General features: G+C 69.3%; 9 protein-coding genes. 6 read left to right on the top strand and 3 right to left on the bottom strand.

Features of this window, described 5'->3' with window-relative positions; all coding sequences use genetic code 11:
* From AC3IF1_RS07705 to AC3IF1_RS07680, 6 genes are all read left to right on the top strand, one after another.
* Positions 1-912, top strand: a complete 912-nt coding sequence (locus tag AC3IF1_RS07705; protein WP_489216980.1) for a DUF58 domain-containing protein — start codon at positions 1-3, stop codon at positions 910-912.
* Between the two features lie 7 nt (positions 913-919).
* Positions 920-3,739, top strand: a complete 2,820-nt coding sequence (locus AC3IF1_RS07700) for a DUF4159 domain-containing protein (RefSeq protein ID WP_489216978.1) — start codon at positions 920-922, stop codon at positions 3,737-3,739.
* Positions 3,740-3,971: 232 nt separating this feature from the next.
* Positions 3,972-6,056 carry a hypothetical protein gene (locus tag AC3IF1_RS07695; protein ID WP_489216976.1) on the top strand — a complete coding sequence of 695 codons (2,085 nt, stop codon included), beginning with the start codon at positions 3,972-3,974 and terminating at the stop codon, positions 6,054-6,056.
* A 306-nt stretch (positions 6,057-6,362) separates the two neighbouring features.
* Entirely contained in the window at positions 6,363-8,276 is a 1,914-nt protein-coding gene (locus tag AC3IF1_RS07690) for an extracellular solute-binding protein (protein WP_489216974.1), read from the top strand.
* A complete protein-coding gene (locus tag AC3IF1_RS07685) occupies positions 8,273-10,126 on the top strand; it encodes an extracellular solute-binding protein (RefSeq protein WP_489216972.1) in 1,854 nt (617 codons plus the stop codon). Before AC3IF1_RS07690 ends, AC3IF1_RS07685 begins: the two co-directional genes overlap by 4 nt.
* A 4-nt stretch (positions 10,127-10,130) precedes the next feature.
* Positions 10,131-11,234, top strand: a complete 1,104-nt coding sequence (locus tag AC3IF1_RS07680; protein ID WP_489216970.1) for a microcin C ABC transporter permease YejB — start codon at positions 10,131-10,133, stop codon at positions 11,232-11,234.
* A 30-nt stretch (positions 11,235-11,264) separates the two neighbouring features.
* Here AC3IF1_RS07680 and AC3IF1_RS07675 read toward each other — a convergent pair whose 3' ends face one another.
* From AC3IF1_RS07675 to AC3IF1_RS07665, 3 genes are all read right to left on the bottom strand, one after another.
* Positions 11,265-12,506, bottom strand: coding sequence for a pilus assembly protein TadG-related protein (locus AC3IF1_RS07675; RefSeq protein WP_489216968.1), 1,242 nt, complete (start codon positions 12,504-12,506; stop codon positions 11,265-11,267).
* The gene (locus AC3IF1_RS07670; protein WP_489216966.1) at positions 12,506-12,940 is read right to left on the bottom strand and encodes a TadE/TadG family type IV pilus assembly protein; all 435 of its coding nucleotides are present in this window, start codon (positions 12,938-12,940) and stop codon (positions 12,506-12,508) included. The genes AC3IF1_RS07675 and AC3IF1_RS07670 overlap by 1 nt, the downstream gene beginning before the upstream one ends.
* Before the next feature lie 293 nt (positions 12,941-13,233).
* Positions 13,234-13,845, bottom strand: coding sequence for an NIPSNAP family protein (locus AC3IF1_RS07665; protein ID WP_489216964.1), 612 nt, complete (start codon positions 13,843-13,845; stop codon positions 13,234-13,236).
* Positions 13,846-13,914: the final 69 nt, after the last annotated feature.

Here is a 13,914-nt window from a genome sequence, read left to right as displayed (position 1 = left end):
TTGGTCGCCACCCACGCCCTCGACGCAGGCAGGCGCATTCCCGGCCGGCGCGAGAGCGAGGGCGCGACGGCGCTCTCGGACAAGATGCCCCGCCTCGTCCTGGAGGCGCGGCGCGTGTCGAGCCTGCTGGCCCACGGCCTGCACGGCCGCCGCCGGGCGGGACCCGGCGAGAGCTTCTGGCAGTTCCGCCCCTTCGTCACCGGCGAGGCCGCCGCGCGGGTCGACTGGCGGCGCTCCGCCCGGGACGACCGGCTCTACGTGCGCGAGCGCGAATGGGAGGCGGCCCACAATATCTGGCTGTGGATGGACCGCTCCGCCTCCATGGGCTTCGCTTCGGACCTGGCGTCGGCGCCCAAGGTCGAGCGTGCGCTCATCCTCGGTCTGGCGCTGGCCGACGCCTTCGTGGAGGGCGGCGAGCGGGTCGGGCTCCTGGGGCTGACCCGGGCCACCGCGTCCCGGGGGATCGTCGAGCGGATGGCGCAGTCCCTCGTGGCCGACAAGGCCGGCCTGACCCAGGATCTGCCGCCGCAGGCCCATCCCGCCCGGTTCGACGAGGTCGTGCTGATCGGCGACTTCCTGACGGAACCCGACCGGATCGCCGCCTCGGTCCAGAGCCTCGCCGGCCGCGGCAGCCGCGGGCATCTGCTCATGATCGTCGACCCGATCGAGGAGACCTTTCCGTTCACCGGTCAGGCCGTCCTGCACGACCTCGAAGGCGGCCTCAGCCTCGATATCGGCGATGCCGATGCCTGGGGTGCGCGCTACCGCGCCCGGATCGCCGCGCACCGGGCGGCGCTGGCCGCCATCACCCGCGGCCAGGGCTGGACCCTGACGATCCACCGCACCGACCGGCCGGCGAGCGAGGCGGCCCTGCGGCTCGCCACGCTGATCGCCGCCCGCGGCCCGGAGTGAGGGCGCCATGCTGGGTCTGACCTTCGCCGCCCCGCTGGCGCTCGCCGCCCTGATCGGCCTGCCGGCCCTGTGGTTCCTGCTGCGGGTGACCCCGCCGCGGCCCCGGCGGATCGAGTTCCCGCCGCTCAAGCTCGTGGCCGACCTGATCCCGCAGCGGCAGAATCCGGCGCGCACGCCGCCCTGGCTGCTGCTGCTGCGTCTGCTGATCGCCGCGGCCCTGATCCTGGCGGTGGCCGGGCCGGTCTGGAATGCCGGGGGCGTCGGCGCCGGGGGCGGGCGCAGCGCGCTCCTCGTACTCCTCGACAACGGCTTCCCCGCCGCCCACGATTGGCGCGACCGGCTGCGGGTCGCCACCGATGCCGTGGAGGGCGCGGCCCGGGACGGCCGGCCCGTGGCGGTGATCGGCCTCGCCGACGCTCCAGCGGCCTTCGAGGCGAGGACCCCGGCCGCCGCCCTGGAGCGCCTGCGCGCCCTGGCGCCCCGCCCGATCCTGCCCGTCCGCGACGCGCATCTCGCGACGATCGAGACCTTCCTGGGCAAGAACCGGGGCGCCGGCCTCGTCTGGATCAGCGACGGCGTCGCCGGAGCCGCCGACGAGCGCTTCGCCAAGGGCCTCGCCGACCTCATCGGCGGCAACGGTGCGGCGCTGACGATCCTGCGGGCCGACCGGCCCCCGGCGCTCGCACTCACCGCCACCGAGAATGCCGGCACCCTCGTCGCCCACGCCCTGCGGGCGGCGCCGAACGGGCGCGACACCGGCGTGATCCGGGCGCTCGACCAGAAGGGCCTGCCCCTCGCCGAGCGCGACTTCGCCTTCGCGGCCGATGCCACCGAAGCACAGGCCGCCTTCGAGATGCCGGTGGAGCTGCGCAACAGCATCAGCCGTCTGGAGATCGCCGGCGAGCGTTCGGCTGGGGCGGTGGTGCTGCAGGACGAGCGCGGCAAGCGGCGGCGGGTCGGCCTGGTCTTCGGCGGCACCCTCGACCAGGCCCAGCCCCTGCTGGCGCCAACCTACTACCTCGCCCGGGCGCTCCAGCCCTTCGCGGACGTGCAGGAGCCCCGCGGCGCCAAGGGTACGGCGGAGTCAATCAACCAGCTCCTCGACAATCAGGTCTCGGTGCTCGTCCTCGCGGATGTCGGCGCCCTGGACGACAAGACCACGGCCCGGATCGAGAGCTTCGTGAAGGCGGGGGGCATGCTGCTGCGCTTCGCCGGCCCGCGCCTGGCCGCCGGCAACGATCCGCTCGTGCCGGTGCGGCTGCGCCGGGGCGGCCGGACTCTCGGCGGAACGCTCTCCTGGGACAGCCCCAAGACCCTGGCGCCGTTCCCGCCCGAGAGCCCCTTTGCCGGCCTCAAGCCGCCGGCCGATATCGGTGTGCGCCGCCAGATCCTGGCCGAGCCGGACGGCGATCTGCCGAACCGCACCTGGGCCTCGCTCCAGGACGGCACGCCGATCGTCACCGCGCAGAAGCGCGGCCAGGGGACGATCGTGCTGTTCCACGTCACCGCCGACACGACGTGGTCGAACCTGCCGCTCTCGGGCCTGTTCATCGACATGCTCCGGCGGGTGGTCGCGCTCGCCGGCGCCGCGACGCCCATCCCGGGCGAGGCGCCGCGGGCGGCCGCCCCGGTCCTGGCCCCCCGGGTGACGCTGGACGGGTTCGGTGCGCTGGGCTCGCCGCCCGCCTCGGCCACGGCGGTGGCGGCCGACTATGCCGACCGGGCGAACCCGGAGCATCCGCCGGGCTTCTACGGCCCGCCGGACGGAGGAATCAGCGTGAATGCCCTGAAACCGGACGATCGGCTGAAACCCCTCGACGCCGTCGCCCTCGATGGGGTCCGCACCGGCTCCCTCGCCGGGGCCGAGACCGTCGATCTGCGCCCGAGCCTGTTCACCCTGGCGCTGCTGCTGCTGGCCCTCGACACCGTGGCGGGGCTGTGGCTTGGCGGGTTCCTGAGCCGGAGCGGGCTGATCGGACGTCTGCGCGGACGCCCGGCGGTGCTGGCCTTCGCGGGCCTCCTCCTGATCGCGGCTCTGCCGATCCAGCCCGTGCGCGCCGAGGAGCCGCCGATCAACCGGCCGAACGGCATTGAATCGGCGCTGGTGACGCGCCTGGCCTACGTGATCACGGGCGATGCCGCCGTCGACGAGGCGAGCCGCACCGGCCTCACCGGCCTTACCCAGATGCTGGCCTCGCGCACCGCCCTGGAACCCGGCGAGCCCGCAGGGATCGATCCGGCCAAGGACGAGCTGGCCTTCTACCCGCTGATCTACTGGCCGATCGCGCCGTCTCGGCCGCAGCCCTCGGAGATGACGATCCGCAAGATCGACGCGTTCATGCGCAACGGGGGCACCGTGCTGTTCGACACCCGCGACGCGCTCACGGCCCGGCCCGGCGGGCCGCCCTCCCCGGAGGCCGCCTACCTGCGCAAGATGCTGGCGACGCTCGAGGTGCCCGAACTGGAGCCGGTGCCCCTCGACCACGTGCTGACCAAGGCGTTCTACCTCGTGGACAGCTTCCCCGGCCGCTACGCCACCGGCCAGACCTGGGTGGAGGCCCTGCCGCCGGCCGCCGAGGGCGCCGAGCGCCGCCCGGCCCGGGCCGGCGACGGGGTCAGCCCGATCATCATCACCGGCAACGACCTCGCCGCCGCCTGGGCGGTGGGCCGGGGTGGGGAGCCGCTCTACCCGGTGGTCGGCGGCGACCAGCGGCAGCGCGAGATGGCGTTCCGGGGCGGCGTCAACATCGTGATGTACACGCTCACCGGCAACTACAAGGCGGACCAGGTCCACGTGCCCGCGCTGCTGGAGCGGCTGGGGCAGTGATTTTTTTTCATGACGAGACGCGCAACGCCGCTCCCCCTCCCCCCTCTGTGGGGGAGGGTGGCCCCCGGGGGGGGTCGGGAGGGGGGCAGCGCGACGTCTCAGGATCTGACGCCCGTCGCGACCTCTTCGGCACCGTCGCTCCCCTCTCCCGACCCGGCCTGACGGCCGGCCCACCCTCCCCCGCAGAGGGGGGAGGGAGACGCCGCATCACGGATCCGGAGCGCTCCGCCCCATGCTGAGCCTCAGCTTCACCCCCCTCCTGCCCTGGCCGGCCATCGCCGTGCTGGGCGTCGTCGTGGCCGTCCTGGCGGTGTTCGCCGTCCTGGCGCGGGGGCGGACCGCCCTGCTCCGCGTCCTCGTCCTCGCCCTGGTGCTGGCGGCGCTGACCAACCCCGCGCTCGTGCGCGAGGACCGGGAGCCGGTGAAGGACGTGGCCGCCATCGTGGTCGACCGGTCCGGGTCCCAGCAGCTCGGCGACCGGCCGCAGATGACCGACACGGTCCGGGCCGAGTTGCAGCGCCGCTTCGGGGCGCTCACCGACATCGAGCCCCGCTTCATCGACGTGCCCGACGCCAAGGACGGCGACGACGGCACCAAGCTGTTCACGGCGCTGGGCCAAGCCCTCGCCGATGTGCCCCCCGAGCGCCTCGCCGGGATCGTGATGCTCACCGACGGGGTGGTCCACGACATCCCCGCCTCCCTGGCCCAGCTCGGCATCAAGGCGCCGCTCCACGTCCTCGTCACCGGCCATCCGGACGAGCGCGACCGGCAGATCAAGCTGCTCGAGGCGCCCCGCTTCGGCATCGTCGGCAAGGACCTGACGATCCGCGCCGAGGTGATGGAGCGCGGCGGCACCGGCCATGCGGTGGTCACCATCCGCCGCGACGGCGAGGAGATCGGCCGGCGGGACGTCGCCACCGACAAGCCGTTCTCGCTGACCACCCGGATCGAGCATGGCGGCCCGAACGTGGTCGAGATCGAGGTCGAGCCGCTCCAGGGCGAACTGACCAACGTCAACAACCGCGCGGTCCTGCCGATCGAGGGCATCCGCGAGAAGCTGCGGGTGCTCCTCGTCTCCGGGGAGCCCCACCAGGGGGAGCGCACGTGGCGCAACCTGCTGAAATCCGACGCCAACGTCGATCTCGTCCACTTCACCATCCTGCGCCCGCCCGAGAAGCAGGACGGCACGCCGATCTCTGAACTCTCCCTGATCGCCTTCCCGACGCGCGAGCTGTTCGTCCAGAAGATCAAGGATTTCGACCTGATCATCTTCGACCGCTACGCCAACCAGAGCGTGCTGCCGCAGGCCTATTTCGACAACATCGTCCGCTATGTCCGCGAGGGCGGCGCCCTGCTGATCGCGGCCGGGCCCGAATTCGCCGGGCCGGCGAGCCTCGCCCGCACCCGGCTCGCCGGTATCCTGCCGGGTGACCCGGACGGGCGGGTGGTCGAGAAGCCCTACAAGGCGACGCCGACCCCGATCGGCCAGCGCCACCCGGTGACCCGCGCCCTGCCGGGTTCGGACGCCAATCCGCCCGCCTGGGGCGATTGGCTACGCATCGTCCAGGCGCGTACCCGGCCCGGGATCGAGCCGATCCTGTCGGGGGCCGAGGGCCTGCCGCTGCTGGCGCTCTCCCGGGAGGACAAGGGCCGCGTCGCCCTGCTCCTGTCCGACCATGCCTGGCTCTGGGCCCGGGGCTACCAAGAGGGCGGCCCCTATCTCGACCTGCTCCGCCGCCTCGGCCACTGGCTGATGAAGGAACCGGCCCTGGAGGAGGAGGCCCTGCGCGCCCAGACCACCGGCCGCGGCCGGGAGGTGCGGGTCGAGCGTCAGACCATGGCGGATCAGGCGGAGCCGGTCACCGTCACCGGACCCACCGGCAAGGTGACGACGCTGACGCTCAAGCCCCAGGAGCCGGGCCTGTTCAGCGCGACCTTCGAAGCCGAGTCCCTGGGGCTGCACACGCTCCGCTCCGGCACCCTCGTGGCCTTCGTCAGCGTCGGCCCGGCCAACCCGCGTGAACTCGCCGACGTGTTCAGCGACACCGAGCGACTGAAGGGCGTGGCGGAGGGTTCCGGCGGCTCGATCCGCCGGGTCGCCGGGTCGGGGGGCGCCGTCGACGTGCCACGGCTCGCGGTCGTGCGCGGCGGACGGCTGGCGGGCTCGGACTGGATCGGCTTCCGCCCGAGCGACAGCGCCAACATCCGCGGCGTCGAGGTCTACCCGTTGGCGCTGGGGCTCGCGGCGCTGGCGGCCCTGGCGGCGGCCCTGCTCGCCATGTGGCTGGTGGAGGGAAGGCGCGGGCGGGCAGCGTGAGAGGATCCGGCGCGGGATCCCCCTCCCCCCTCTGCGGGGGAGGGTGGCCCCTGCGTCAGCAGGGGTCGGGAGAGGGGAACCCGGCTTCAGGACAGGGCGCGACCTTCATGAAGGCCAGCGCTTCCTTCTGCACCGTCGCTCCCCTCTCCCGACCCCCTTCGGGGGCCACCCTCCCCCGCAGAGGGGGGAGGGAGAAACCGCGCCTCCCGTGGCACCGAAGCGCGTGCAAGCTCGACGCGCGAGGCTCCCGCGGCTTAAGAGGCTGAGCGAATGCCCGCGCCCCGACACAACGGAGACAGCCCGCCCGTGACAGCGCAGACCGTGACCGGACGCCTCCTCGCCGCGACGCTCCTCGCCGCCTGCCTCCAGCTCGCCCCGGCCCGCGCGCAGGAGCCGTCCGCGATGCCGTCGCCGCCGGCGACCCTGCCCGCCGCCACCGGCCAGTGGACCCACGCGATCACGCTGATGGGCCAGCCGAAATACGGCCCCGACTTCACCCATTTCGACTACGCCGACCCGGCCGCCCCCAAAGGCGGCCTCGTGCGCCTCGGCACGCAGGGCGGGTTCGACAATTTCAACATCATCGTCTCCGGCCTGAAGGGCGACCTCGAAGGCGGCATCCAGCAGATCTACGATCCGCTGATGACCCAATCCTCGGACGAGCCGTTCACCTCCTACGGCCTGATCGCCGAGGCGGTGCGGATCGCCCCCGATCTCGGCTCGGTCTCGTACCGGCTGCGCCAGGACGCCCGCTGGCACGACGGCCGGCCGATCACCCCCGAGGACGTGGTCTGGTCCTTCGACGTGCTGAAGGCCAACAGCCCGTTCTACGCCGCCTATTATCAGACGGTGGCCAAGGCCGAGGCGACCGGGTCGCACGAGGTGACCTTCACCTTCACCGAGACCGGCAACCGCGAGCTGCCCCAGGTGATCGGGCAGCTCCGCGTCCTGCCCAAGCACTGGTGGACCGCCAAGGATTCGAGCGGCAAGCCGCGCAACCCCACCGAGACGACGCTCGAGCCGCCGCTCGGCTCCGGCCCGTACCGGCTCGCGAAGTTCGACCCCGGCCGCAGCGCGACCTACACCCGCGTGCCGGATTACTGGGGCAAGGACCTTCCGGCCAATGCCGGCCACTACAACTTCGACACGGAGCGCTACGAGTATTTTCGCGACGGCACCGTGCTGGTCGAGGCGCTGAAGGGCGACCTCTACGATTTCCGCGTCGAGAACATCGCCCGGAACTGGGCCACGGCCTACGACGAGTTCCCGGCGGTGAAGGAGGGGCGCCTGATCAAGGAGGCGTTCCCCGACCGCGGCATGGGCATCATGCAGGCCTTCGCGTTCAACACCCGCCGGGACAAGTTCAAGGATCCGCGGATCCGCCGAGCCTTCAACCTGGCTATGAACTACGAGGAGATGAACAAGGCCCTGTTCTACGGCCTGTACAACCGGATCAATTCCTACTTCTTCGGCTCGGAACTCGCCTCCTCGGGCCTGCCGGAGGGTGACGAGAGGGCGATCCTCGAGAGCGTCAAGGACAAGATCCCGGCTTCGGTCTTCACCACGCCCTACGCCAACCCGACGAACGACACGCAGGACGCCGTGCGGAAGAACCTGCGCGAGGCGGTCGGCCTGCTGCGCGAGGCGGGCTACGAATTGCGCGGCGGCAAGATGGTCAACAGGGCGACGGGTGAGCCGCTGACCGTCGAGTTCCTGGAGTTCCAGAACACCTTCGAGCGGGTGATCCTGCCGTTCTCGGCGCAGCTGAAGCTGATCGGCATCGACGCCACCCTGCGGGTGATCGATGCGGCGCAGTACCAGAACCGGATCCGCAACTTCGACTTCGACATCACCACGACCTCGTGGGGCGAGTCGCTCTCGCCGGGCAACGAGCAGCGCGAATACTGGGGCTCTGCGGCGGCCGACAAGCCGGGCTCGCGCAACCTGATCGGGATCAAGGATCCCGGCATCGACGCGCTGATCGAGAAGGTGATCTTCGCCAAGGACCGGCCGGCGGTGATCGCGGCGACCCGGGCCCTCGACCGGGTGCTGCTGGCCCACGATTACGTGGTGCCGCAATGGTCCTCGAACCAGCAGCGGACCCTGCGCTGGAACCGGTTCGCCCACCCGGCGATCCTGCCGCTCTATGCCAGTTCCGGCTTCCCGACGACGTGGTGGTACGACGACAAGCTCGCGGCCAAGACCGGGGCGCCCCGTTGACCGGCGCCCCCTGGCCCCCGAGCCGGCGGGCCCTCCTCCTCGGCGCGGGCGCCCTCGCCACGGTCCGGCCAGTCCTGGCAGCCGACGCGGAGCGCCACGGCCTCTCGAGCTTCGGCGAGCTGAAGTATCCGCCCGGCTTCGAGCATTTTGACTACGTGAACCCGATCGCGCCGCGCGGGGGGCGCTTCTCGGCGCAGCTCGCGGCGACCATCGGCAACCAGGCGCTCAACACCTTCAACACGCTTAACATCTACGTGCTGCGTGGCGAGGGTGCCGCCGGGATGAACCTGACCTTCGACAGTCTGATGGTCCGCGCGCTGGACGAGCCGGACGCGGTCTACGGGCTGGTGGCGCGCGCCGTCGCGGCGAGCCCGGACGGGCTGACCTACACGTTCTCCCTCCGTCCGCAGGCTCGGTTCCATGACGGCTCGCGGCTCACCGCGCGGGACGCCGCCTTCAGCCTCAAGCTCCTGCGCGACAAGGGCCACCCGGAGATATCCGAGGTGATCCGCGCCATGACCGATGCCCGGGCCGAGGGCGACGAGCGGCTGGTCGTCACCTTCACAGCCGGCCGCGCCCGGGACCTGCCGCTGTTCGTGGCGCAATTGCCGATCTTCTCCGCTGCCTATTACGGCACCCGTGACTTCGAGGCCTCAAGCCTGGAGGCGCCCCTGGGCTCGGGCCCCTACCGGGTCGGCACCGTCGATCCCGGCCGCTCCATCGGGCTCGAACGGGTTCCGGATTACTGGGCCGCCGAATTGCCGGTGAATATCGGCCAGAACAACTTCGACACCCTCCGCTACGAGTATCTTCGCGACCGCACCGTGGCGTTCGAGGCATTCAAGAGCGGCGCCTTCACGTTCCGGGAGGAATTCACCGCCCGGGTCTGGGCCACCGGCTACGACTTCCCGGCGCTCGCCGAGGGCCGCGTGGTCCGCGAGACGGTACCGGATTCGCGGCCGAGCGGCACGCAAGGGTGGTGGATCAACACCCGCCGCGCGGCGTTCCGCGATCCGCGCGTGCGCGAGGCGATCGGCCTGTGCTTCGACTTCGAGTGGTCGAACCGCAACCTGATGTACGGCGCCTACGCGCGGACCGCCTCGTTCTTCGAGAACTCGGATCTCAAGGCGACGGGCAAACCCTCCGCAGCGGAACTCGCCCTGATGGAGCCCCTGAAAGACCTCCCCCCGGAGGTGTTCGGCGAGGCCTGGACCCCACCGGTCTCGGACGGGTCGGGCCAGGACCGGGCGCTGCTGAAGCGTGCCGACGCGCTGCTGCGCGAGGCCGGCTGCACCCGGCAGGGCGGCAGCCTCCTGCTGCCGGGCGGGCAGCCGCTGACCCTCGAATTCCTCGACAACGATCCGGTGTTCCAGGCGGTCACGCAACCCTTCATCCGCAACCTGGGCCTGCTCGGGATCAGGGCCACGCTGCGCACCGTCGATCCGTCGCAATACGAGGCCCGCCTCAAGGAGTTCGACTTCGACGTCACGGCGCGCCGCTACGGCAGCGGCGTGACCCCGGGGGCGGAGCTGCGCGAGACCTACGGGTCCCGGTCGGCCGGGACCGCCGGGTCCAACAATCTGTCGGGGATCGCGGACCCGGCGATCGACGCGCTGCTCACCGCCGTCGCCGACGCCCAATCCCGGGCGGACCTGACCACGGCGTGCCGGGCCCTCGACCGGGTGCTGCGGGCCGGGCGCTACTGGGTACCGATGTGGTACGGCTCGACCCACCGCCTCGCCCTGTGGGACGTCTACGGCCGTCCGGCCAAAGCACCGACCTACGACCTCGGCGCGCCGGGGACGTGGTGGTTCGACGCCGGGAAAGCCAAGCGGATCGGGCGGGACTGACGCGATGATCGCCTACATCCTGCGCCGCATCGGCCTGATGATCCCGACCCTCTTGGGGATCATGCTGATCACCTTCACCATCGTGCAGTTCGCCCCGGGCGGGCCGGTGGAGCGGGTTCTGTCGCAGCTGCAGGGCCAGCGCGACGGCACGATGTCGCGCGTGACCGGCGGCGGCGGCGACCTCGGCGGCGGCAGCCGGCCGGCCGGCGGCGGGGAGGCGAGTTCCCGCTACCGCGGCGCGCAGGGGTTGAGCCCGGACTTCATCGCCAAGCTGGAGAAGCAGTTCGGCTTCGACAAGCCGGCTCCGGAGCGCTTCGCCAAGATGCTGTGGGACTACGTCCGGTTCGATTTCGGCCGCAGCTACTTTCGCGATGTGACGGTGATCCAATTGATCCGGGAACGCCTGCCGGTCTCGGTCTCGCTGGGCCTGTGGATGACCCTCCTGTCCTACGCGATCTCGATCCCGCTGGGCATCCGCAAGGCCGTGAAGGACGGCGAGCGCTTCGACCGCTGGACCTCCTTCGTAGTGATCATCGGCTACGCGATCCCGGGCTTCCTGTTCGGGCTGATGCTGATCATCCTGTTCGCGGGCGGCTCGCTCTACCAGTGGTTCCCGCTCCGCGGCCTGACCAGCGAGGGCTGGGAGGGGTTTTCCCCCTGGCACAAGGTGACCGACTACGCCTGGCACATGGTGCTGCCCCTGACCGCCCTGGTGATCGGCGCCTTCGCCACCTCGACCCTGCTCACCAAGAACTCGTTCCTCGACGAGATCCGCAAGCAATACGTGCTCACCGCCCGGATGAAGGGCCTGTCCGAGCGGCGCGTGCTCTACGGCCACGTCTTCCGGAACGCCATGCTGATCGTGATCGCGGGGTTCCCGGGCGCCTTCATTTCGGCCTTCTTCACCGGATCGCTGCTGATCGAGACGATCTTCTCGCTGGACGGCCTGGGTGAGCTGTCGTTCCGCGCGATCGTGGGACGCGACTATCCGGTGGTGTTCGCCACCCTCTACATCTTCTCGCTCCTGGGGCTGGCGGTGAACCTGCTGTCGGATCTGATCTACGTCTGGATCGACCCGCGGATCGATTTTTCCGCGCGGGCGACGTGAGAAGACCCAGCGGCATCAGCCCGCGCGCCGTCAGAGGACCAGCTTGGATCGGCTGACCAATCCGGGCGGACGCCGCGGATTGGACGGAAACGCATTGAACTTCATCACACCAAGCCCCGTCGCGATCAACTTGTTGACGATGAGATATCCGTAATTCGACTGGATCGCGCCGAGTCCAGTCAGTGTCAAATTGGTCGACGGGGCGTAGATGGTACCGTTGAGGCTTATCGAACTGCTACCAATCAAGTTCAGTGCCGAATTTGCCGCCGATCGAGAATAGAAAACGACGATCCCTTGATAGACCCCGTTCGGAGGAGCAGTGAGATTGATCGAGGCCAGGCCGATCATCGTGAATCTCGATGCCGCATCGAGGTAGATCATGACCCCGTCGCCCTGGAGAATTGATCCCCCCAGAAGATTTAAAGTCGCGCTCTGGAACTGATAAATTCCGGGATTGAGGGTTACAGATCCGATTATGGTGATCGTTCCCGCATAGCATCCCGGATTGAGGACCCCTCCGATCGCCGTGACGTTCGAGTTTTGGCAGCTCGCGAAAGGAGCCGGCTCGGGGATGGTCGACAGGGGATCTGTTTTCACAGGACATCCGGTTGTCGGATTGGGCGTGAAGACGCCCACGCCCAGCGATAGATAGCCACCGACGTCACAGATCTGACTGACGTTGACGGTATACAATCCGACCGTGGTAATGGCGCTGTTGCTGCTCGAGTTGATTTGAAACCCGCAACTGGAGGTGAACGTCACGCCGCCAACAAATTGCACGGCGCCGGAGGAAGATGGATCCAGCGCATAAAGGCATGTGCTTGTTGACGCGGTGGCAATCGATGAAGCGTGAACAGAGTAACCGCTCGATAGGCCGATCGCTCTCGTAAAGACCCCCTGGATCGCGTTTCCATGCGCGAAATCACGGGACGTCTTCACGCGGACTGCGGTCGGATTCGACGCTGTGACCTGAAATGCTCGGCTCGAAGCGTCGTAGATACCGAGATCGATATCGGACGCACCGACCACGTTCGACGTGCCTTGCGGAGCATTCATCTGCGCCAGCTGAGCCGCACTCGCTTTCGCCGTTGCCGGATTGCTGATCGCATCCGCCCCCGCGAGGGCTCCGGCATCAGCCGCCAATTGCAGTTGCGCCTGATTGTACCGAAGATTGGCGAGGTCGAAGGTCAGCGCGCACAATCCCATCGCGACGGGCAGGATCAACGCAAAGATGATCGACACCCCGCCGGACCGGCTCCTCGCAAGGTTCATCAGCCCCCCTCCGAAATAAACGACGCTTTTGTCGTCAATGTCGAAGGTCCGTAGACCGTTTTTAGGAATTTGATCGGCGTGGCGTCAGAGATGGCGATCGTTACCGTTACAGTATAGATACCATTCGACAGGACGACGGGTGGAATTACGGCCTTCGATTGAACCCAGGCGGGCAATTGATTCCGCACGGTCGAGGCGGCATTCGTGGCTTGCAATTGTCCAATCGCGACCTGTCGAGCGACTTGCCAACCACTCTGTTGTGCGGAATTGAACGTGTAATATATGAAACTGAAATCGATCAAAGCGCCAATCATTGCAATCAATATTGGCGATATTAGCGCAAATTCGACGGCAATCGAAGCATTCGCTTTGCGGCCGAATGCGGTGATCCGAGCCGTACGCAGCCAAACGACAAAGTGGTATGATTTCTTCATCCGAAATCAGCCTTGCGGAAGCGGTCATCGCTATACGCCTTCCCTTACCAAAATACTAATTTCTAGTTGTATTCAATAATTGTTCGCGCCCAGGTTGCAGTGCCCGATCGGCGAATTGCCTCGACCGCTCTGTAGGCCCCCGAACCGTGAGCGTGTTGCAACCCGGAGTCCCGGAGGTGTCAGCGGTAAGATCCACCTGGTTTCCGGATTTCGTTCACTGCCTGATGCGGCAAGCCGACACCGGACGGTCGGGCGGATATCGAGCCGCAGAACCAATCCTCACGGCACGCCGCTCACGACAGGGGTGAGCCCGGATCCGGCAGCGCGATGGTCGAGGTCGCCTCGAGGATCTGGTCCGGGCCGCCCTTCGGCGGCCACAGGCCGGACGCGTAGACCTCCCCGCGGAGACGCGCCCGTTCCTCCAGGCTGGAGAAGGCCCAGATGTGCATGATCCGCGGTGCGCCGTCGAGGGCGTACAGGTTGGTCACGAGATGGGCGGTGTAGGTCCGGGCCGGCCCCATCGCCGCCTCCCAGGCCGCCAGTGTCGGTGCGAGGCCGCCGGGCCGGAGCCGGTAGGTGCGGACCTCGTAGACGCCCCCGCGCGGGCCGGTCCGCAGGGGCGGCAGGAAGGGAAACGGCGCATAGCTGTCCATGGTCAGACCCGTGAGCAGATCGCCGACGTGGAACGGCCCGGCGCTCATCAGGGCGCGCCGCCGCTCCGTGGTCATCGCCTCGGGGGTGTCGAAGCCGCGCAGGACGAGCACCCGTCCGAGGGTGCCGATCTCGGTCCGCCAACAGCCAAGCAGCGTCCCGGCCTCCGCCTCGGCGGCCCAGTTCCGCGCCCGCGTGCAGACCTCGCCGACGGCGAGCAGCGGGCAGGACAAGGTAGCGAGTTCGTAGAGCATGGTTCGCTTGTCCCGGTTGGCGCCGTCCGGTGATGCGGCATCCGGCGCGCAGCATAGCGGCCCAGCCCG

It is taken from the genome of Methylobacterium sp. E-012 (assembly GCF_057836545.1).
This window is presented reverse-complemented; position numbering and strand designations above follow the sequence as displayed.